The following is a 21,238-nucleotide window of genomic DNA, read 5'->3' as shown; positions in this document are numbered from 1 at the left end:
GTAACTGAATTTGCGGCTATGCTTAGGGCAATTTTAGCCTGAGGAGAGAAGCATGCAGGACTGGAACCCGGCACTTTATCTGCAGTTTGAAGCAGAGCGCACCCGCCCGGCAGCCGAACTGGCCGCGCGTATTAACCACCCTTTTGCAAAGCGGATTTCTGATTTAGGTTGTGGTCCGGGCAACAGCACCGCGCTGCTGCATGAACTGTGGCCCGACTCTCAGGTGACCGGGTTAGACAACTCCCCCGCCATGCTTGAAAAAGCCTCCACCGCCTTGCCTGGCTGTAAGTTTGAGCAGGCAGATATTGCCCGATGGCAGCCTGAAGAAAAGCAGGATGTGATTTACGCCAACGCCTCGCTGCAGTGGATCGGCAATCATCACGCGTTATTCCCGCACCTGGCTGAACAGCTGGCGGAAAACGGCGTGCTGGCCGTACAAATGCCGGATAACTGGCAGGAGCCGACGCACGGCTTTATGCGCCAGGCAGCCAGCGAGCTGGGAAATCCACCCGCCGGACGCGAAGCTTTGCTGGAAGCCAATGAGTATTACGATTTACTGACCGAACAAGGCTGCCGCGTGGACCTCTGGCGCACAACCTATTTCCATGTGATGCCTTCACATCAGGCGATCATCGACTGGCTGAGCTCCACCGGCCTGCGCCCTTACCTGGAAAATCTGGACGCCATTCAGCAGAAGGCGTTTCTGGAGCGCTATCACCACCTGCTGCAACAGGCTTACCCGGTACAAAAGGACGGCAACGTGCTGATGCTCTTCCCACGCCTGTTTATTATTGCCCGTAAAACTTAGGCTGACGAAGCTGCCCTGTCGCAGGGCAGCCTGCTGATTATCTGCTCGCCAGGTACTGCAGGCGACGGTTACGCAGCGCGTCGTAGCACCAGTTATAGATAACCGTGTACGGCAGGAAGAACAGGAAGAAGCCAATTTCCACCATAAATGCTTTCAGTAAAGTGACGTCCAGCATCCACGCTGCCAGCGGCAGGCCGATCAGGATAAAACCACCCTCGAAGCCCAGCGCATGGGCAATACGCAGCGGCAGACGACGCGGCTGGCCAACCGGGAAGAATTTATCGAAGCCGGTGTTATAGATAATGTTCCAGATCATCGCGACGGTAGCCAGCATGACGGCCAGCGCCCCCATCTGGAAAATAGGTTTGTTCATCAGCCACGCGGCGGCCGGGGCCGAAATACAGATAGCGATGACTTCAAAGCCGACCGCGTGCACCACGCGCTCAGCGAAAGATCTTTTTTGCGAATGCATAAATAACTCCAGTGTATTGCCTTGCGCCCTATTCTCATCGTAATTCCTGATAGAATGAAATGAAGAGCCATCGATAAAAGCGATAGATAATGCACTTCTCTCCTGAGTCACTCGAAGCATTCCTCCAGGCGGTGGAAACCGGATCTTTTTCGGCGGCGGCGCGCAAGCTGCGCAAAAGCCAGTCCACCATCAGCAACGCTATCGCCAATCTTGAGGCGGACCTGGGGATTACGCTGTTTGACCGCAGCAGCCGCCAGCCGGTACTCACCTCGCAGGGCTACCGTGTGCTGCCTTACGTGCAGTCAATTATTGCCGCCAGCGAACGGCTGGATGAAGTGTCGGTACGGCTGGCGGGCAACATCGAGCCGCGCCTCAGCTTCGTGCTTTCCGACGTTTGGCAAACCGCGCACCACGAATCGATCCTCAAACGCTTTTCCGGGAAGTTTCCGGATATTGAGTTTGAATGCCTGATTGCAGAAGACGAGGACGTTATTGATCTGATTCAGTCAGGCCGAGCCCACGTCGGTGTGCTGCGCGTACAGGAGCGTTATCCGGTTGACGTCACCGTCGCACGTTTGCAGGTTGGCGCCGAGATGTCGATTTTTCTGCATAGCCAGCACGAGCTGGCGCAGCTGCCATCCGTGGAACTGGACCAGCTGCATACCGTGCGTCAGCTGTGCCTGAAAACCTATAAGGACCCAACGCGGCAGACGGGCGGCGGCCCGGCCTGGTCATCCCCTTCACTTCTGATGCTGCTGGAGATGGCGGAGCAAGGCTTCGGCTGGGGAATATTACCCCGCTGGCTGGTGCAGCAGTTCGGCCACAGCGTGCTGAAAGAGCTGCCGGTGGCAGGTTGGCCCCAGCGCATTGACGTGGACGTGATGTGGTCAAATAAGGTGCCGCCCGGTGCGGCGGGACGCTGGATGATTGACCAGCTGCGGGCGCAGCAGGCCTGAGCCAGACGGCGAACATTCCTAAAGCGGCTGGCAGGTTCCGGGCTTTGGCTATACTCAATGGTGAATACACACCTAAGGAGTCCGACATGTTTGAGAAAGCCGAAGATAAATTGAACGAAGCAGCGGGTAAAGCACAGGAAGTTTTCGGTCGCGAGACTAACCGCCCTGACCACGCTGCGGCGGGTGCGGCAAAAAAATATGCCTCGCAGGCGAGCTACGCCGTAAGGGATGCCGCAGACACCGTGCGCGATCAGGTTTCCTCTAACCCACTGGGTGGCTTAGCCGTCGCGGGTGCGATTGGTGTAGTGATCGGTTTTCTGTTAGGCCGTAAATAACCGACTTTGTTTGCCGATAGTTCAACAGCAATAAAACAAAAAAGCCACTGTTTACAGTGGCTTTTTTTACAACAGGAGCTCAGGAATCAATGAATACCGAGGCTGTGTGCGTGGGAAATTTCTTCGCGCAGTTCTAGCGAGGTCAGCTCCATTAAGTCCGCAAACTCAAGCTTAAGCTGGTTGAACTTGACCAGGTACTGGGCCGGGGTCAGGCTCTCTGCTTCGCGACGAAGAAATTCAAACGCAAGCGTGGCCGGGCTGGTTTTGGTATTCATTGCAATCCTCAATATGTTCGTTGTGAAACCGACAATGATTGTAGCATAAATAGCCAGCTCAAAAAACCGTCAGTTTTATTCGGGCCGCTCATCCGTCCTCCAGCCACCGGTTTTGTAGAGTGGATAAACGCCATCCACCCTTTATTGAGCCAGACCGCGATTCTTCAGCATCGGTTCGCTGTAGGGATCGTGCCCGCGCCAGTCGCGATAGAGCTGAGACAGATCGCTGCTGTTTCCGCGGGACAAAATCGCCTCGCGGAAACGCTGGCCGTTCTCCGGCGTTAATCCGCCCTGCTCCAAAAACCACTGGTAGCCGTCGTCTGCCAGCATCTGCGTCCAGATATAGGCGTAATACCCTGCCGCATAGCCGCCGCCGAAGATATGGGCGAAGTAGCTGCTGCGGTAACGTGGTGGCACCGCCGCCAGATTTATCTTTTCTCGTTCCAGCGCGCCGCTTTCAAACTGCGCCACGTCTGAAACATCCGTTCCCGGCTGCAGGCTGTGCCAGTTCATATCCAGCAGCGCGGCGGCCAACAGTTCCGTCATGTCGTAGCCTTTGTTGAACTGCGCAGCTTTGAAGAGCTTTTCACGCAGTGGTTCAGGCATTGGCTCGCCGGTCAGATAATGGCGTGCGTAGTTGGCGAAAACTTCCGGCTGGCTTGCCCAGTGCTCGTTGATTTGTGAAGGAAACTCGACAAAATCACGCGGCGTATTAGTGCCGGATAACGTGGCGTAACGCTGGCTGGCGAACATGCCATGCAGCGTGTGGCCGAACTCATGGAACAGCGTCACCACGTCATCCCAGGAGATAAGCGCGGGTTCGCCTGCCGCGGGCTTCACGTAGTTACAGACGTTGTAAATCACCGGATCGTTTTCGAACAGGGTTGACTGTTCAACAAAATTCCCCATCCAGGCGCCGCCGCCTTTGCTGTCCCGCGCAAAGTAATCGCCGTAGAACAGCGCCATGCCGCGCCCGTCCTTATCGATGATTTCCCACACGCGCACGTCCGGGTGATAAGTCGGGATATCAAAGCGTTCAACAAATTTAAGGCCGAACAGTTTGCTCGCCGCCCAGAACATGCCGTTGTCCAGCACGCCGTTCAGTTCGAAGTAGGGTTTGATCTGCGCTTCGTCGAGGTCGTACTTCCCCCGGCGCACCTGCTCGGCGTAAAATGCCCAGTCCCAGACCTGCGCCTTAAAACCGCCCTGCTGTGCATCTATTACCTGCTGGATATCCGCAAGTTCGCGCTGCGCGCGCGCCGTGGCGGCAGGCACGATGTTACGCATAAACCCGAGCGCCGCATCCGGCGTTTTCGCCATCTGGTCGGCGATTTTCCACGCCGCGTAGTTGTCGAAACCTAACAGCTGAGCCTGCTCCGCGCGCAGCGTCGCCAGCCTTGCCACAATGGCGCGGGTGTCGTTGCCATCGCCGCGCTGAGTGCGTTCCCATCCGGCTTTGAAAAGCTTTTCACGGGTCTGACGGTCGCTCAACGATTGCAGCGCGGGCTGCTGAGTAAAATTCAGCAGCGGGATCAGCCAGCGCTCTTTCAGCCCCTTGTCTTCGGCGGCCTGTGTAGCCGCGGCGATTTCGCTGCTGCTGAGCCCATCCAGCTGAGAGGCTTTTTCAAGCACCAGACCGCCTGCCTTGCCCGCCGCATGCAGGCGGTTATTAAACTGGCTGCTGAGCTGCGCGGCTTCTTTATTGAGTATTTTCAGCCGGGATTTTTGTTGCGCATTGAGCGTAGCACCCGCCAGATGGAAATGCTGCCAGATGACCTCCACCAGGCGCAGAGACTCGCTGTCCAGATCCAAACCATGACGCTGCTGATAAACCGCATCGATACGGCTAAACAGGGCTTCATTAAGGCGTATGTCATCGCCCAGCTCCGCCAGCTCGCTGGCAAACTCTTCGTCCAGCTGCTGCAGATAATCGTTGGTGTGGGCCGCCGTCATGGCGAAAAAGACGCTGGTCACGCGGGACAGCATCCGCCCCGTTTTTTCCAGCGCCAGGATAGTATTTTCGAACGTGGGTGCTTCACCGGCCTGCGCGATCAGGGCCACTTCAGCGAGCTTAAGACGTTTAGCCTCATCGAAAGCGGGACGGTAATGGCTGTCTTTGATTTCGTCGAAGCGCGGTGCCTGGTACGGTAACAGGCTGACGTGGAAGAACGGGTTGTCGGACATTTAGGCCCCCGGAAAGGAGTGAACGGAAAGTATTGCCTTGATTGTAGGGCGGATAAGCGCCAGCGTCATCCGCCTGATTCAGAGGGCTGCCTGATAAACGGCAATAATCTCTGCCGCAATCGCCACGGCAATTTCCGCCGGGAGCTTGCCCTTCACGTCCGCAAGCCCCACCGGGCAGCGCATCGTATTAAGCTGCCGGGTGCTCACTCCCTTTCCTTCCAGACGATATTCAAAACGCTGGCGTTTGGTCTGCGAGCCAATCAGGCCAAAATAGCGGTAATCCCCGCGCCTGAGTATCGCCTCGGCCAGCTCCAGATCGCGTGGATGATGGTGGGTCATGACGACAAAGTAGCCGTCCGGCGCGGCAGCCGCCACCGCATCAAGCGGATCCTCAGCGTGAACAGCCTTTACCCCATCCGGCACGTTTAACAACTGATCCGGACGCTCATCGACCCAGGTAATACGACATGGCAGCGTTGCCAGCAGTGAGACGAGCGCTCTACCAACGTGACCCGCGCCAAATACGATGATCTGCGGCTGCGGCTGGATGAGCGGCTCGAACAGGACCTTCGTCATCCCTCCGCAGCACTGGCCCAGCCGCGCCCCCAGATTAAAGTGCTCCACCCGTGGCGTGCTGGCACTGTTTCCCAGCATTTCACGGGCCATCGCGATGCACTGAAACTCCAGGTGCCCGCCGCCGATGGTCAGCCAGGTTTGTTCCGGCCCGACCACCATTTTTGTGCCGCCGTTACGCGGCACAGACCCTTTTTCCTCCAGCACGGTGAGCAGGACGCAGGGTTCGCGACGCTCGCGCAGCTGCGACAGAATACCGATCCACTCGTCGTTCATCGTGCCTCCTGACAGCCCCAGAAGACGCGTTCAGGCGTGGCGGGCGCATCCAGTAAGGGATGTTTGCGATAGCCGCTGACGCTGGCAACCGCGTCCTGCAAGGCGCACCACACTGAAATGCCCAACATAAACGGCGGCTCGCCAACGGCCTTTGAGTGATAAACGGTCTGCTGCGGATTGGCGTGGCCGGCCAGCAGCGATACGCGAAAGTCCGCAGGCGCATCGCCAATCGCCGGGATTTTGTAGCTCATCGGGCTGTCGGTCATCAGCTGGCCTTTGTCGCTCCATACCAGCTCCTCACAGGTCAGCCAGCCCGCGCCCTGAATAAAGCCCCCTTCTATCTGGCCGATATCCAGCGCCGGGTTCAGGGAGGTGCCGACGTCATGCAGTATATCCGTGCGCAGCAGGCGATATTCCCCGGTCAGGGTATCGACAATCACCTCCGAGCAGGCCGCGCCGTAGGAGAAATAGTAGAACGGCTGCCCGCGCCCGGCGGCACGATCGTAATGAATGCCTGGCACCTTATAAAATCCGCTGGCGGAGAGCGGCACCTGGTTCAGCCACGCCATGTTTGCCACTTCTGCAAAAGTAAAATGATGGCCGGGTACTTTTACCACGCCGTTGCGAAACTCAACCTGCTCTGCAGAACAGCGGTGTAACCCGCATAGCATCTCCACCAGCCGGTCTTTTATGGTCTGCGCCGCGCTTTCTGCCGCCTTGCCGTTGAGATCGGTTCCGGAAGACGCCGCCGTCGGCGAGGTATTCGGCACTTTACCGGTGTTAGTGGCACAGACCTGAATCTGCTCCAGAGGAATTTGCAGCACGCTGGCGACAATCTGCGTCACTTTGGTGTTCAGCCCCTGGCCCATTTCCGTGCCGCCGTGGTTGAGCTGTACCGTACCGTCGGTGTAGATAACAATTAGCGCCCCGGCCTGGTTCAGGAAGCTTGATGTAAATGAGATGCCGAATTTGACCGGCGTCAGCGCCAGCCCGCGTTTGAGCACGGGACTCTGGCGATTAAATATTTCTATTTCTGCGCGCCGTGCCGCATAGCCTGCGCTCTCTTCCAGCTGGCGTGTGATTTCCGGCAGGATATTATGTTCCACCGTCTGATGGTAGTGGGTAACATTGCGCTCGTGCTCGCCGTAATAATTACGTTTGCGTACCTCAAGGGGATCCAGTCCCAGTTCGCGGGCAATGTGGTCCATGATCTGCTCGATGGCCACCATGCCCTGCGGGCCGCCAAAGCCCCGGAAGGCCGTATTGGAGGCCAGATTCGTACGGCAGCGGTAGCCGGTAATCAGCGCGTCGCCAAGATAGTAGGCGTTGTCCGCATGGAACATCGCCCGGTCGCAGATCGATCCTGAAAGATCCAGCGAATAGCCGCAGTTGGCCGCCAGATCAATAACCACGCCGTTCAGCATTCCTTCATCGGTAAACCCTACGTCATAACGCACAAAGAACGGGTGGCGTTTGCCGGTGATGCGCATATCGTCGCGTCGGGAAACGCGCATTTTTGCCGGGCGGCCGGTCAGCGTTGCCGCCAGTGCGGCATGGCACGCAAAGCTGGCGGCCTGCGTCTCTTTACCGCCGAAGCCGCCGCCCATGCGGCGCATATCGACGGTCACTTTATTCATTGAAATGCCCAATACCGAAGCCACCAGCTTCTGCACTTCCGTCGGATGCTGGGTAGAGGACCAGACCGTGACGCTGCCGTCCTCGCCGGGCTGCACCATGGCAATCTGCCCTTCCAGATAAAAGTGTTCCTGGCCGCCAATGTGAAACTGCCCCTGAACGCGATGCGCAGCAGCCGCCAGCGCGGATTTCGCGTCCCCGCGCTTGTGGATATGCGGCTCCTGAACGTAGCTCTTGCGCGCCAGAGCGGCCTCTACATCCAGCACAGGCTCAAGAATTTCATATTCAATTTTTGCGAGCTGGGCCGCAGCGCGCGCGGCTTCGGGCGTTTCGGCGGCGACGGTCAGCACGACCTGTCCGTGATACTCGACAATTTCTCTGGCAAACAGCGGATCGCCCGGCTCCAGCGGCCCGATATCCAGCTCGCCCGGCACATTCTGCCAGCCGAACACCCGCACCACGCCGGGGGCGGCAAGACAGGCGCTAACATCAATATTGACAATTCTGGCGTGTGCATGTTCGCTGAGCACCGGACACAGATGCAGCAGGCCGGGCAACGCCGGCCTGTCGTCGATATATTCCGCTTTGCCGCTGACCTGTTTATCGGCGCTTTCATGCCTGCTGCTGCTGCCCGCTCCGCCGGTCAGCTCGCGGGTAAACTGTTCAATCAGGGCCTGTTCAGAGAGGCGAACCGGGTTAGCTGACATAATTGTGTACCTCCAGCGGCATTTGAACGTCGCCGCTTTGCAGCATCAGGCGGCGCAGCAGGTTTTGCGCCACGGCAAGGCGGTAGCGACCGCTGCCGCGAAAATCACTCAGCGGCTGGAAGTCCTCACTCAGGGCACGGCTTGCCCTGGCAAGCGTCTCTTCATTCAGCGGCTGACCGATCAGCGTCTGTTCACAGCATTTTGCTCTGGCGGGGACGGCAGCCATCCCCCCGAAGGCTACTCTGGCGCTCATCACTACGCCTTCGTTGAGATGAAGGTTAAACGCGCCGAGCACGGTAGAAATATCGTCGTCCATGCGTTTCGACACTTTCCAGACGCTGAATTTTGGTGACAGTGTCACGCGAGGTATAACGATACGGCTGATAAACTCACCCGCGGCCAGGGCGGTCTGCCGGAAGCCGAGGAAGAACCGATCGAGCGGCAGCCTGCGAGTCTCAGCCCCGCTGCGCAGTTCAAGTACCGCATCCAGCGCTAACAGCACTGGCGCACAGTCCCCTATGGGTGAAGCGTTTGCCAGATTGCCGCCGAGGGTGCCGTGGTTACGAATCTGCCGGGAGGCAAAGCGCTCCAGCAGCTGGCTGAACGCCGGGATATGACCGGCCAGCGCCTGCTGACAGGCCTGTAAAGTGGCGGCGGAGCCAATGCGGATCTCATCGGCGGTGACGGTTATCTCCTGCAGCTCTTTTATCTGGCTGATGCCGATGATTAAAGGCATCGTTTTGTACTGCTGGGTGATGCTCAGCGCCAGATCGGTACCGCCCGCCAGCAACCGGGCCTCAGGGTTTTGCAGATAAATCTCTGCCAGCTGGTCGAGATTTTTCGGCAGCAGACAGCGATTGGATTTCATTAATACTGCGGTATCCGAGCTGCTCATCGCCTCCAGCCGACGGGCGGTCTGCTCTTCCTGCAGAGTGAACCGATCTGCGGACATGTTACAGGCCCGCTCCGCCGCCTCGATAATTGGCCGATAGCCAGTGCAGCGGCACAAGTTGCCGCCAAGATGCTGTTCGATATCGTGGCGGGTGGCTTCAACCTGCGTTTTTTGCAGCGCAAACATGGACATCACGAAGCCCGGCGTACAGAAGCCGCACTGTGACGCGTGGCAGTCCGCCATCGCCTGCTGCACCGGGTGAAGCGCGCCGTTATCGGCAAGATCTTCCACCGTCAGCAGCTGCTTACCGTCAAGCTGGCCGATCAGCGTAATGCAGCTGTTCGCCGTGTCATACCGCATCTTCCCGCCGTGGCTGCTGCCCAGCACAACGGTGCAGGCCCCGCAGTCCCCGGATGCGCATCCCTCTTTTGTACCGCAGCGCCGTTCACTGCCGCGCAGCCAGTTCAGCACGGTGGTATTCGGATCGACATCATCCAGCGTTTTCACCGTCTGATTAAGCAGGAACTGGATCATGCCGCCACCTCCAGCTCGTCTCGCTGCCAGGCGCATTTTCCGTCGACCCATGTTTGCCAGATATTGCGGTCATCCCCGAGCGTCATCAGGATAAACAGCTTCTCGTAGATATCGCGGCTATTGGCGTAGCGCAGTTTTTGCAGCGGGGTAACCGCCGGGTCGAGGATCACGAAGTCGGCCTCTTTGCCGGTCTGGAAGTTGCCAATCTTGCCGTCCAGATCCAGCGCGTGTGCGCCGCCAAGGGTGGCATGGTAGAACGCTTCACAAGCTGACAGGCGATAACTCTGCAGCTGCGCCACCTTGTAGGCTTCCGCCAGGGTTTGCAGCATATTAAACGTCGTCCCGGCGCCAACATCGGTGCCGATTCCCATGCGTACCTGCTTATGCTGACACTGTTTCAGGTTAAACAGGCCGCTGCCGAGAAACAGGTTTGAGGTCGGGCAAAAGGCCAAAGCTGAGTCGGTGTCGTGCAGACAGTCCCACTCGCACTCCTGAAGATGGATACCGTGGGCAAACACGCTGCGTTTACCCGTTAGATTGTAATGATGGTAAACGCCGAGATAGCTGGCGTGCGCAGGCCACAGGGCTTTGACCCAGTCCACTTCGCTGGTGTTTTCGCTCAGGTGGGTATGGACCCAGGTGTCCGGGAATTCTTCGCGCAGCTTCTGCACCGCAGCCAGTAACTCCGGGGAAGATGTTGGGGCAAACCGTGGGGTCAGCGCGTAATTGAGACGGCCCCGCTTATGCCAGCGCAGAATCAGTTCTCGCGTCTGCTGATAGCTCTGCTCCGGGGTTTCCGTCAGGTACTCCGGCGCGTTGCGGTCCATCATGACCTTTCCGGCGATCATCCGCATGCCGACATGTTCAGCCGCGCTGAACAGCGCATCTACGGACTGCGGGTGTACCGTACCAAACACAAGGGCTGTCGTCGTGCCGTTGCTTAGTAGCTGATTAAGGAAAAATACAGACATCCGCGCTGAATGGTCACGGCATTGATACTGGCTCTCCACCGGGAAAGTGTAAGTTTCCAGCCATTCCAGAAGCTGCTCGCCGTAGGCGCCAATCATCTCCGTTTGCGGATAGTGCAGATGGGTATCCACAAACCCCGGCAGGATAAGTTTGTCGCGACTATCCAGATAATCAGTTTCATGGCGCAGCAGGCCGCGCCCTTCTTCCCAGGGTAACAGCGCGGCAATGGTGCCGCCGTTCAGAAACAGAAGACCGTCGTCCAGATGACGAGCGTTGGTCTTCAGCGCCTCGGGGCTGGCCCCCACTTTCGCGATATCAAAAAACTGGCCGCGTATCGCCTGCGTATAATTAACCACCATCGCCGTACCCGTAAATGCTGAGGAATAGTCAACGTACTGTTGCAATCTTGATGCCAGATTAAAAGGTGATTGCAAACGGTTGCTTTGTAAACGGGTTGCGCAACAAAAGAGCAATGTTCACAAACTGCACCTTCATATAGCAGCAGATGCTTAGCGCTGCACTACTTTTGCGCAGCGGAAAACTTCGTTTATCGCAGGCCCGACAGCCATGCTAAGGTATAAAGACGTAAAAGCGTTGAGGAACAGTGACATGATTATTATGGTAACCGGCGCCACCGCTGGCTTTGGTGAGAGCATCACCCGTCGTTTCATCCAGAACGGACACAAAGTAATTGCTACCGGCCGTCGTCAGGAGCGCTTACAGGAGCTGCAGGAAGAGCTGGGCGACAGCGTCCTCACCCTGCAGCTGGACGTGCGTAACCGCGCCGCCATCGAACAGGCGATGGAACACCTGCCTGCCGAATGGCGCGACATTGATATTCTGGTGAACAACGCCGGTCTGGCGCTCGGTATGGAGCCTGCCCACAAGGCCGATGCCGACGACTGGGAAACGATGATCGACACCAACAATAAAGGGCTGGTGTACATGACCCGCGCCGTACTGCCGGGCATGGTCGAGCGCAACCGTGGGCATATCATCAATATCGGCTCAACCGCCGGGAGCTGGCCTTACGCTGGCGGCAACGTTTACGGCGCAACCAAAGCATTCGTTCGCCAGTTCAGCCTTAACCTGCGTACCGACCTGCACAAAACTGCGATTCGTGTGACCGACATCGAACCCGGTCTGGTGGAAGGCACCGAGTTTTCTAACGTGCGCTTCAAGGGCGATGACGAAAAAGTGGGTAAAACCTACGAAAACGCTAACGCCCTGACGCCGGAAGACGTGACGGAAGCCGTCTGGTGGGTCGCGACACTGCCGAAGCACGTCAACATCAACACCCTTGAGATGATGCCGGTCAGCCAGACCTTTGCCGGACTAAGCGTTCACCGCGAAGGCTAATGCTTTTCCCCTACCCGGATTAAATGTTCGGGTATGGGAGATCCCTCCGATCGGTGGTAAATTTAGTTAAGTTTTCTAAATAAGAACAAAGCCATGCCATCACCTTCGGTTCTCAATCCTACGCAGCCCGTTAATCAGCAAATTTATCGTATTCTGCGCAGTGATATCGTTCGTTGTCTGATCCCGCCGGGCACGCCGCTCTCTGAAAAAGAAGTTTCCGTACGTTTTAACGTTTCCCGTCAGCCGGTGCGCGAAGCGTTTATCAAGCTCGCCGAAACGGGCCTGGTGCAGATACGCCCGCAGCGCGGAACCTACGTGAACAGGATTTCCGTCACGCATGTTAAAAACGGCTGCTTTATCCGCGAGGCGATTGAGCGCGCGGTGGTAAAACGGGCGGCAAGCATGGCGACGGACAGCCATCTTTATCAGCTTGAACAGCTTCTGAGCCAGCAGCGCGTGGCGATTGATCGTCACCAGCTGGACGACTTTTTCCAGCTGGATGACGAGTTTCATCATCAGCTCGCGCTGGTGGCAGACTGCCAGCTTGCGTGGGACACGGTGGAAAACATTAAGGCGACAATGGACCGGGTGCGTTACATGAGTCTCGATCACGTCTCACCGCCAGACATGCTGCTGGCGCAGCATTACGACATTTTCGAAGCGTTACAAAGGCATAATGAGCACGATGTGGATCAGGCAATGCACCGACATCTGCATGAGATAAGTCAGTCCATCCTGTTGATCCGTCAGGAGAACAGAGATTGGTTTAGCGAGGATTGATAGTAAAGTAGGGTGGAAGGCGCTAAGGCTTTCTTAGTTCGGATAAGTACAGCGTCATCCGACATTCCAGCTTTCGTAGGTCGGATAAGCGCAGCGTCATCCGACAAAATCTGACGGATGACGCCCGGCCAATCAGTACTTCGCCACTGTTGCTTTAGCGCCGTTTTCGCGCACCGCAAGGTAAGCTTCTGTCACCTGCTTCACGAATTTCTCGTTTGCCGGTAAATCTTCGCCAAAGATGGTTTTCAGCCCCAGCAGCGCCTGCACACGGTTTTCCCCTTCTTTGCTTCCTGAAACCGCCTCCTGAATTGCCGACAGAAGCGGATCGCTGACTTCGATTATTTCGCCCTGCTCGTCCACGCCGCCGACATAGCGCATCCAGCCCGCCACGCCCAGCGCCAGCAGATCAAAACGGCTGCCGTTCGCCAGATGCCAGCGAATGGAGTCCAGCCAACGCTGCGGAAGCTTCTGGCTGCCGTCCATGGCGATTTGCCAGGTGCGATGCTTCAGCGCCGGGTTGGTGTAACGGGCAATCAGCGAATCTGCGTACTTGCCTAAATCAACGCCCTGCACTTTAAGCGTAGGAGCCTGTTCGTTAAGCATCAGCGCATGGGCGGTGCGGCGGTAGTTTTCATCCTGCATGCAGTCAGAAATATGCTGGTAGCCCGCCAGATAGCCCAGATAGGCCAGGAAGGAGTGGCTGCCGTTAAGCATCCGCAGCTTCATCTCTTCGTACGGCAGCACGTCCTTAACCAGCTCAGCGCCTGCTTTTTCCCACGCCGGACGCCCGGCAACAAAATTATCTTCGATAACCCACTGGCGGAACGGTTCACAGGCCACCGCCGCCGGATCCGCTACGCCTGTCGCCTGCTCAACCAGCGCCAGAGTTTCTGGCGTCACGGCTGGCACAATGCGGTCTACCATTGTTGACGGGAACGTGACGTTAGCTTTGATCCAGGCGCCCAGCTCCGGACTGATAGCGTCGGCTAAAGCGGTGATCACGTTGTGGGTCACGTGGCCGTTCTCAGGCATGTTGTCGCAGGACATCACGCTAAACGGAGGCAGTCCGGCGGCTTTACGGCGCGCCAGCGCTTCGACAATCACGCCCGGTGCGGACTGCGGCTGGTGCGGGTTTGCCAGGTCATGCACGATAAACGGGTGATCCATCAGGATGGTCCCCGTGGCCGGAGCGTGGCAGTAGCCCTTTTCCGTCACGGTGAGGGAAACAATCGCCACTTCCGGCTGCATCATGGCATCAAATACGGCTTCCAAGCCGTCAACCTGTCCGTGAATCGCCTTCCTCACTACGCCTACCACACGGCACTGCCAGCCGTCGGCGGACATTTCAGCCACGCTGTATAAATTATCCTGCTGTTTGAGGTCGGTAATCTGCTGTTCACCGCCGACCAGGTTTACTTCGCAATAGCCCCAGTCGCTGCCGTGCTCCTGGGCAAGGATATCGGCATAGACGGCCTGGTGCGCCCGATGAAATGCGCCGAAGCCCAGGTGAATGATGCGCGGAACAAGTTTGTTACGGTCGTAGCGCGGGACGGTGGCTTTTGCATTTAAAAACTTGTTTTCCATTTTTAAACTCGCTGATTAGGGATCTCGGGACAGCCACAGACTACCTGCCATGGTAGTCTGCATGTTGATTTGAGTTAATGTTACGTCATTTGGTATGACACTCCTTCAAAAGTTGTATGACAACTCACACTTCTTTCAGTTAATGCGTCACCGCCAGCGGCTTAACCGCTTTTGGCTGTTTGATGACGAAGAAGACTAAAACCGCACCGACGGCAGCCACGACCCCTGCGAGGATAAAGGCGCTATCAAACTTGCCGGTATTCTGCACGATGAAGCCGGTGACAATCGGGCCGATAATCCCGGAGATGCTGCCGACAAAGTGAATAAACCCGCTGACGCTACCGATACGCTTTTTAGTGACCACGTCCTGAATAATTGCCCAGTAAATAGAACCGGTGACGTACAGGAAGAAGATCGAGATGGACATCAGGATGACGGCCGGAACAACCGAGCTGACCGAGCCTGCAAGCGCAACGCAGATAGCCGCCGCCAGTAAGCAAACCACTAAGACAATTTTTCTGGAGAGCAGTAATTTTCCGGTGATGCGTAAAATAGCGTCGGAAATAACGCCGCCGAGTGCCAGGCCAACAAAGCCAACGATCCACGGGATCACGGTAGTGATACTCATCTCCTTAATATTCAGGCCGTGAGCCTGTACCAGGTAAGACGGGAACCAGCTCAGGAAGAAGAATAAAATGTAGTTGTAGCAGAAGAAGGCAAAAGCGGTGACCAGGATAATTGGCTGCTTGAGGTAGTGCCCCAAAGTATGGTCGGAAGCATCATCATTCAGGCCGCTGTTAGCTGCGTCATCCTGTGCTTTAAGCTCAGCAATAAAAGCCTGTTCTTCCACGCTGACGCGACGGCTTTTCTCCGGGCTGTCTGCCACGATAAAGAACCAGACCAGCATCCAGATGATACCGATGGAGCAGATGATCATAAACGCCGGGCGCCAGCCGAACGAAAGTGCCAGATAACCCACGATTGGCCCGGCAACCGCACCGCCCAATGGCGAACCGGCGCTGAGGAAGCCGACAGCAGTCGCCGCCTGTTTTCGCGGGAACCAGCCGTTGATCATCTTGTTAGCAGAGGAGCAAATCGGTCCCTCCGCCATACCGAACAGCACGCGCAGAATGAGCATCGACCAGAAGCCGGTGGCGAGCGCCGTCATCCCGCAGAAGATAGACCACAGGCCGACCGCGCTGCCCAAAACGACCATCGGGCCGAACTTATCCACCGCCAGACCGCCGATGAAATTAAATAACGCGTAGCCAAAGAAGAAGCTGCCGAATATCATCCCGAACTCTTCGGCATTAATGGTCAGATCCTTTTCGATCATCGGTAAGGTAATAGATAACGCGACCCGGTCGAGATAATTGATCATATAGACTAAAAACAGCAACAGTACGATTATCCAGCGTAAATTCTTAGCCATAACTACTCCATAAATACGGTCTTACTATTTTGTAGGGTACGCAAAACAACGAAATGAGCGTAATGATGTGTGGTTTAAAATTTCAAAAGAACCTTGCAGCAGTGCTTCTGGTCTTCTTCAAATATCTTCATCGCCTCCAGCACCTCGGTATAAGGGTACTGGTGGGTTATTAATTTCTCCGGCTGGATTTTTTTCTCCACCATCCAGCTGATTACCTGCGGGAAGCGGTTACTGTTCAGGCGTGAGCTGAAAATAGACAGCTCTTTACTGGTTATGCCCTGCTGGCTGATAACGCAAGGATCCGAGGAGAAGCCCATAATACCGATGCGTGCGGCCGGGGATGCGAGGCTAATGGCTTCCGGCAGAATTGATGGATGGCAGGCGGCGTCAATAATTACCGTTGGGCGAATGCCCTTTTCTTCCAGCCAACTTTTTAAATCGATATTCGTGTTGTTGATAACCCCGTCAGCACCGTTAAGCTTTGCCATTGCCAGACGCTCATCAATGCGGTCCGCCACGATAATCTCTTTCACGCCGTAGACGCCACGCAGCACCTGGATCGAGCTCAGCCCCATTGGGCCTGCGCCATACACCAGCGCCGTGTCTAACGGGCCAGGGTTTAGCTGGCTGCAAATGTTGGCGGCAATGGTGAACGGCTCCACCATCGTTGCTTCGTTATCGGGAATACTGTCCGGCACCACGTGGGCATTTTTAGCGGGCAGCGTAACAAACTCGCTGAAACCACCATCGCGGTGTACGCCAATGACCTGAAGCTCAGCGCATACGTTAGGACGACCAACAGAACAGGGATAACAGTGTCCGCAGCTCACCACCGGGTCGCCTACTACACGCTCTCCAATGCGCGACGCGTCCACGCCCTCGCCGACCGCGTCAATATGGCCAAAGAACTCATGGCCGATTACGCGCGGGTATTTCGCAAATGGATTGTGTCCACGATAAATATGTACATCCGAACCACATATTCCGGCGCTGGATACTTTAATACGGACTTCGCCAGACTGGGGATTAATAAGCGGGCGTTCCTCAATCTCTAATTTTCCTGGTGTCTGAATAGTGATGCTTTTCATTTCTTATTCTCCTGTTACCAGTTCCACAAGGTGCCATCTTCCAGACGGGCTACCGGCAGATGAGCGGGTTCATACGGGTATTTCGCCGCCAGCTTTTCATCAAATTCGATGCCCAGCCCCGGCTTCTCGCCCGGATGCATATAGCCGTTATCGAACGTCCAGCTGTGCGGGAACACTTCCAGCATCTGTTCGGAGTAGCCCATATATTCCTGCACGCCGAAGTTCGGTACCCACAGGTCAAAGTGCAGCGCGGCGGCCATGCAGATCGGGGAGAGATCCGACGGGCCATGTGAACCGGTACGCACCTGATAAAGCGAAGCAAAATCGGCGATGCGGCGCATCCCTGTGATGCCGCCCGCGTGGGTAATGGTGGTGCGGATATAGTCGATTAGCTGCTCTTCGATAAGCTGCTTGCAGTCCCAGATGCTGTTGAAAACTTCGCCGACGGCAATCGGCGTGACGGTGTGCTGGCGAATGAGACGGAAGCACTCCTGGTTTTCCGCAGGCGTCGGGTCTTCCATCCAGAACAGACGGTAATCTTCAATGCTCTTGCCGAAGCGCGCCGCTTCGATCGGCGTCAGGCGGTGGTGCATGTCGTGCAGCAGATGTTCTTCATAGCCGAACTTGCTGCGCACGGCGTCGAAAAGCTTCGGTGTGAAGTCGAGGTACTTTTCTGTGGACCACAGCTGCTCTTCCGGCCAGACCCCTTTTGTAGCAGGCTCGTAAGCCAGCCCCTTACCTTTTGACATGCCGTAGGTGGTTTTCATACCCGGCACTCCGCACTGCACGCGAATGGCTTTGAAGCCCATATCCTTATGACGAGCGTAATCCTCAAGCACATCATCAAGCGAGTGGCCGGTGGTGTGACAGTAAACCATCACGCCCTCGCGGGATGCCCCACCCAACAGCTGGTACAGCGGCATGCCTGCGGCTTTGGCTTTAATATCCCACAGCGCCATATCAACGGCGGAAATCGCAGACATGGTTACCGGACCGCGACGCCAGTAAGCGCCTTTATAAAAGAATTGCCAGATATCTTCGATGCGGTGTGCATCACGCCCTATCAGCTGCGGGCAAACATGATCCTGCAAATAAGAAGCCACCGGCAGTTCGCGTCCGTTAAGGGTGGCGTCGCCTATGCCGGTCATTCCATCGTCGGTGGTAATTTTTAACGTAACAAAGTTACGGCCGGGACAGGTGACAAATACTTCAGCCTTCACAATTTTCATTCTGCTTTCCTTACTACGGAGGTTTCCAGGTCGACAATGAGCAGAAAACTACCGCTGAACGAACTACCATACAAGTATATTTATTCGATTTTGACAGACTGAGTCACACTTTTCAGCGTGACTTAAGGATGGCTAACGGGAAGGGAAACAGAGGGTAAAACCGGCAGTAACAGAGTTCAGGCGCGGCCCCAGCCGGCCACGATAATCAGCATGCCGCAGAAAGCTACGCCGGCGCCAATCCAGTCGTAATGGCTAAGTTTTACGCCATCGACCACCCTGAGCCAAAGCAGCGCCGTGACAACATAAACGCCGCCGTAAGCGGCATACACGCGCCCGCTGGCGGCAGGGTGTAAAGTTAAAAGCCAGACAAAAATAGCCAACGAACAGGCGGCTGGCAGCAGGAGCAAAGGCGATGCCCCACGCTTGAGCCACAGCCACGGCAGGAAGCAGCCGAGAATTTCAGCAAGCGCGGTCGCAAAAAACAGCAATGTTGTTTTGATCATATTGAACTATGTCAGGGATAATAATGACTAACTGGCTCACCCTGTGGCGCACTGGATCCACAGTGGTATAGTAATGATGAATCGTGCTTCACCTTAAAAGGAAACTGCAATGAACACAATCCTTCGTAAACGTCTTTCTCAGGCTTTACTGCCACTGGCGTTACTGATGAGTGCATTTGCGTTAACCCAACCGGCTCAGGCAGAAACCAGCAAGCTGATTATTGAGTCCGGGGACAACGCGCAAACACGTCAGGATGCAGCGATGGACAAAGAACAATGGAATGACACACGCTCTCTGCGTCAAAAAGTGAACAAACGTGCGGAAAAAGAGTGGGATAAAGACGACGTCGCCTTCGACAACCGCGACAACTGCCAGCAAAGCGCGAACGTGAACGCCTACTGGGAACCCAATACGCTGCGCTGTCTCGATCGTCGTACCGGTCGCGCCATCACGCCGTAATAGCTGCATTGAACCGATAGGGCTTCTCTTCTGAAGCCTTATTTATCCAGAAAGGAATCCCCATGAGTACCGAACTCAGCATCAGGCTGCGCCCTCTTGAACGTGAAGATTTACGTTTCGTCCATCAGCTGGACAACAACGCGAGCGTGATGCGCTACTGGTTTGAAGAGCCTTATGAAGCCTTCGTTGAGCTTTCCGACCTGTATGATAAGCACATCCACGACCAGAGCGAACGCCGCTTTGTGGTGGAATGCAACGGCGAGAAAGCAGGCCTGGTGGAATTGGTCGAGATCAACCACGTTCACCGTCGCGCCGAGTTTCAAATAATCATCGCACCGGATTTTCAGGGCAAAGGGCTGGCCTCCCGAGCCGCTAAGCTTGCGATGGACTACGGCTTTTCCGTCCTGAATCTCTACAAGCTCTACCTGATCGTGGATAAAGAGAACGCCAAAGCCGTGCACATCTACAAGAAATTGGGTTTTATGGTGGAGGGAGAGCTCATACACGAGTTCTTTATCAACGGCGAGTACCGCAACACGATCCGCATGTGCATTTTCCAGCAGCAGTATCTGGATGCCCATCGCCCAACTGGCTCGATTTTAAAACCGACCGCGCAGTAAATTATTGCTGGGGGCAAGCCCCCAGCATTGAAGGCTAAGCCTGCAGATAGACCATCTGGGTCTGCAGGTATTCATTCAGGCCGTGACGCCCGTCCGCTCCACCGATCCCCGATTTGCGCCAGCCCGCATGGAACCCCTGCATCGCTTCAAAGTGCTCGCGGTTTATGTATGTTTCGCCGAACTTAAGCCCTTTTATCGCCTTCATGGCGGTATTCAGGTCGCGGGTATAGATTGAGGACGTCAGACCGTAGTCGCTGTCGTTCGCCATCGCCACCGCTTCGTCCAGCGTATCAAAGGTTGTCACAGGCAGCACCGGACCAAAGGTCTCTTCGTGCATGATGGTCATATCCTGGCGCACGTCGACCAGCAGCGTTGGCGGATAAAAGTAGCCTTTGCCCTCCGGCGTTTTGCCCCCGGTCAATACGCGAGCGCCTTCTTTCACCGCCTGTGCCACCTTCTGTTCCACGCGCTCAAGCGCGGCGGCGTTAATCAGCGGCCCCATTGCCACGTCGTTACGCTCCCCGGTGTCCCCAAAGCTAACCTGTTTAAATGCTTCGCTGAGGCGGGTAATAAACTCGTCGTAAATGCCCTTCTGCACGTATACGCGTTCCGCGCAGTTACAGACCTGCCCGGTATTGATCATGCGGGAGTCCACGACGGCTTTTACCGCGATGTCCAGATCCGCATCGTTCATCACGATAGCCGGGGCCTTGCCGCCCAGCTCCAGACAGACTTTAGTGATGTTTTTAGCCGCTGCCGCCATGATTTTCTCGCCCGCAGTGACGCTGCCGGTCATGCTGACCATCGCCACTTTCGGGTTACCGGCAAGCTCCTGGCCCACGGTTTCGCCACGACCCAGCACCAGGTTGAACACGCCTTTTGGCAGGCCGATGTCGTGAACTATTTCTGCGAAAGCAATCGCGTTATTCGGCGTGAACTCACTCGGTTTAATGACGATGGTATTGCCGGTGATTAACGCTGGCGCAAGCTTGCGGGCAATCAGGAAGAACGGGAAGTTCCACGGCAGGATGCCGGTGGTGACGCCCAGCGCACGCTTAAAGACCAGAATGTTTTCGCCAGGCCGGTCGCTTTGCAGGATTTCACCTTCGTAGCGGCGCGCCCACTCGGACATGTAATCCAGATAATCGGCGGTAAAGGCCACTTCCACCTCAGCCAGCTGCTGGGTTTTGCCCCCCTCGGCAACAATCAGCGCGCTGATGGCCGCCGCACGTTCACGAATGCCAACGGCGATTTTACGCAGCCAGCCCGCCCGCTCGATAGCAGGCAGCGCTTCCCACGCATCCTGCGCGCTGGCAGCGGCATCAATCGCGTCGCGAGCCTGCTGCGCGCTGCCGTCCGGAATGCGGGAAATCACCTCTTCGGTAGCCGGATTAATCACGTCAATCCACTTATCGCCCTGCCACTGAACAAACTGACCGTTGATGTACATCGGGTGCTGTACGGGTGCCGTCATGACCGTCTCCTGAATGTGCAGATGAATGTCTGCTGTTATCGATGCGTAAAGTATTTGTAACCATTTTAGGCATTTAAAAGTCCTGTTCGGGCA

The 21,238-nt window shown here is 56.2% G+C and carries 20 protein-coding genes; 7 read left to right on the top strand and 13 right to left on the bottom strand.

Annotation, left to right across the window (positions count from 1 at the left end; all coding sequences use genetic code 11):
- The first annotated feature begins 52 nt into the window (after positions 1 to 52).
- Complete coding sequence (tam, locus tag ACA108_10400) at positions 53 to 808, top strand: trans-aconitate 2-methyltransferase (protein ID XEX97875.1); 756 nt, start codon at positions 53 to 55, stop codon at positions 806 to 808.
- A gap of 37 nt (positions 809 to 845) precedes the next feature.
- Here the strand turns inward: tam and ACA108_10395 are convergent, their stop codons facing one another.
- Positions 846 to 1,280, bottom strand: a complete 435-nt coding sequence (locus tag ACA108_10395) for a multidrug/biocide efflux PACE transporter (GenBank protein ID XEX97874.1) — start codon at positions 1,278 to 1,280, stop codon at positions 846 to 848.
- 89 nt (positions 1,281 to 1,369) lie between these two features.
- Here ACA108_10395 and ACA108_10390 point away from each other — a divergent pair, with 89 nt between their 5' ends.
- Positions 1,370 to 2,236 carry a LysR family transcriptional regulator gene (locus ACA108_10390; protein ID XEX97873.1) on the top strand — a complete coding sequence of 289 codons (867 nt, stop codon included), beginning with the start codon at positions 1,370 to 1,372 and terminating at the stop codon, positions 2,234 to 2,236.
- Between the two features lie 86 nt (positions 2,237 to 2,322).
- Positions 2,323 to 2,571 carry a CsbD family protein gene (locus ACA108_10385; GenBank protein ID XEX97872.1) on the top strand — a complete coding sequence of 83 codons (249 nt, stop codon included), beginning with the start codon at positions 2,323 to 2,325 and terminating at the stop codon, positions 2,569 to 2,571.
- 86 nt (positions 2,572 to 2,657) lie between these two features.
- Here the strand turns inward: ACA108_10385 and ACA108_10380 are convergent, their stop codons facing one another.
- From ACA108_10380 to guaD, 6 genes are all read right to left on the bottom strand, one after another.
- Positions 2,658 to 2,846 carry a YdiH family protein gene (locus tag ACA108_10380; GenBank protein ID XEX97871.1) on the bottom strand — a complete coding sequence of 63 codons (189 nt, stop codon included), beginning with the start codon at positions 2,844 to 2,846 and terminating at the stop codon, positions 2,658 to 2,660.
- A 141-nt stretch (positions 2,847 to 2,987) separates the two neighbouring features.
- Positions 2,988 to 5,030 carry a peptidyl-dipeptidase Dcp gene (gene dcp / locus ACA108_10375; GenBank protein ID XEX97870.1) on the bottom strand — a complete coding sequence of 681 codons (2,043 nt, stop codon included), beginning with the start codon at positions 5,028 to 5,030 and terminating at the stop codon, positions 2,988 to 2,990.
- A gap of 78 nt (positions 5,031 to 5,108) precedes the next feature.
- Positions 5,109 to 5,879 (bottom strand): xanthine dehydrogenase accessory protein XdhC, encoded by a 771-nt coding sequence (gene xdhC / locus ACA108_10370; GenBank protein ID XEX97869.1) that lies wholly within the window; start codon positions 5,877 to 5,879, stop codon positions 5,109 to 5,111.
- The gene (xdhB, locus tag ACA108_10365; protein XEX97868.1) at positions 5,876 to 8,221 is read right to left on the bottom strand and encodes a xanthine dehydrogenase molybdopterin binding subunit; all 2,346 of its coding nucleotides are present in this window, start codon (positions 8,219 to 8,221) and stop codon (positions 5,876 to 5,878) included. Before xdhB ends, xdhC begins: the two co-directional genes overlap by 4 nt.
- Positions 8,211 to 9,647: a xanthine dehydrogenase small subunit gene (xdhA, locus tag ACA108_10360; protein XEX97867.1), complete on the bottom strand. Its 1,437-nt coding sequence runs from the start codon at positions 9,645 to 9,647 to the stop codon at positions 8,211 to 8,213. Before xdhA ends, xdhB begins: the two co-directional genes overlap by 11 nt.
- Positions 9,644 to 10,975, bottom strand: coding sequence for a guanine deaminase (guaD, locus tag ACA108_10355; protein XEX98073.1), 1,332 nt, complete (start codon positions 10,973 to 10,975; stop codon positions 9,644 to 9,646). Before guaD ends, xdhA begins: the two co-directional genes overlap by 4 nt.
- A 250-nt stretch (positions 10,976 to 11,225) precedes the next feature.
- On the opposite strand from guaD, the gene ydfG reads away from it, so the two are divergent.
- Entirely contained in the window at positions 11,226 to 11,975 is a 750-nt protein-coding gene (ydfG, locus tag ACA108_10350) for a bifunctional NADP-dependent 3-hydroxy acid dehydrogenase/3-hydroxypropionate dehydrogenase YdfG (protein XEX97866.1), read from the top strand.
- Positions 11,976 to 12,068: 93 nt separating this feature from the next.
- Positions 12,069 to 12,755 carry a GntR family transcriptional regulator gene (locus ACA108_10345; protein XEX97865.1) on the top strand — a complete coding sequence of 229 codons (687 nt, stop codon included), beginning with the start codon at positions 12,069 to 12,071 and terminating at the stop codon, positions 12,753 to 12,755.
- 132 nt (positions 12,756 to 12,887) lie between these two features.
- Here the strand turns inward: ACA108_10345 and ACA108_10340 are convergent, their stop codons facing one another.
- The 5 genes from ACA108_10340 to ACA108_10320 all read right to left on the bottom strand — a co-directional run bounded on the left by ACA108_10340 (position 12,888) and on the right by ACA108_10320 (position 18,591).
- Complete coding sequence (locus ACA108_10340) at positions 12,888 to 14,339, bottom strand: mannitol dehydrogenase family protein (protein XEX97864.1); 1,452 nt, start codon at positions 14,337 to 14,339, stop codon at positions 12,888 to 12,890.
- 139 nt (positions 14,340 to 14,478) lie between these two features.
- A complete protein-coding gene (locus ACA108_10335) occupies positions 14,479 to 15,771 on the bottom strand; it encodes an MFS transporter (protein ID XEX97863.1) in 1,293 nt (430 codons plus the stop codon).
- Between the two features lie 74 nt (positions 15,772 to 15,845).
- On the bottom strand, positions 15,846 to 16,859 hold the full coding sequence (locus ACA108_10330) for a Zn-dependent oxidoreductase (protein XEX97862.1): 1,014 nt from the start codon (positions 16,857 to 16,859) through the stop codon (positions 15,846 to 15,848).
- A gap of 14 nt (positions 16,860 to 16,873) precedes the next feature.
- Positions 16,874 to 18,088: a D-mannonate dehydratase ManD gene (gene manD / locus ACA108_10325; protein XEX97861.1), complete on the bottom strand. Its 1,215-nt coding sequence runs from the start codon at positions 18,086 to 18,088 to the stop codon at positions 16,874 to 16,876.
- A gap of 176 nt (positions 18,089 to 18,264) precedes the next feature.
- The gene (locus ACA108_10320) at positions 18,265 to 18,591 is read right to left on the bottom strand and encodes a YnfA family protein (protein ID XEX97860.1); all 327 of its coding nucleotides are present in this window, start codon (positions 18,589 to 18,591) and stop codon (positions 18,265 to 18,267) included.
- A 109-nt stretch (positions 18,592 to 18,700) separates the two neighbouring features.
- Here ACA108_10320 and ACA108_10315 point away from each other — a divergent pair, with 109 nt between their 5' ends.
- Both ACA108_10315 and speG read left to right on the top strand, forming a co-directional pair.
- On the top strand, positions 18,701 to 19,051 hold the full coding sequence (locus ACA108_10315) for a DUF1283 family protein (protein XEX97859.1): 351 nt from the start codon (positions 18,701 to 18,703) through the stop codon (positions 19,049 to 19,051).
- A 62-nt stretch (positions 19,052 to 19,113) separates the two neighbouring features.
- The gene (gene speG / locus ACA108_10310) at positions 19,114 to 19,671 is read left to right on the top strand and encodes a spermidine N1-acetyltransferase (protein XEX97858.1); all 558 of its coding nucleotides are present in this window, start codon (positions 19,114 to 19,116) and stop codon (positions 19,669 to 19,671) included.
- Between the two features lie 34 nt (positions 19,672 to 19,705).
- Here speG and aldA read toward each other — a convergent pair whose 3' ends face one another.
- Entirely contained in the window at positions 19,706 to 21,145 is a 1,440-nt protein-coding gene (aldA, locus tag ACA108_10305; GenBank protein ID XEX97857.1) for an aldehyde dehydrogenase, read from the bottom strand.
- Positions 21,146 to 21,238 lie beyond the last annotated feature (93 nt).

The organism is Dryocola sp. LX212 (assembly GCA_041504365.1).
Taxonomy (GTDB): domain Bacteria; phylum Pseudomonadota; class Gammaproteobacteria; order Enterobacterales; family Enterobacteriaceae; genus Dryocola.
Note: the sequence above shows the minus strand (reverse complement) of the source record. Positions and strands in the feature narration are given on the sequence as shown.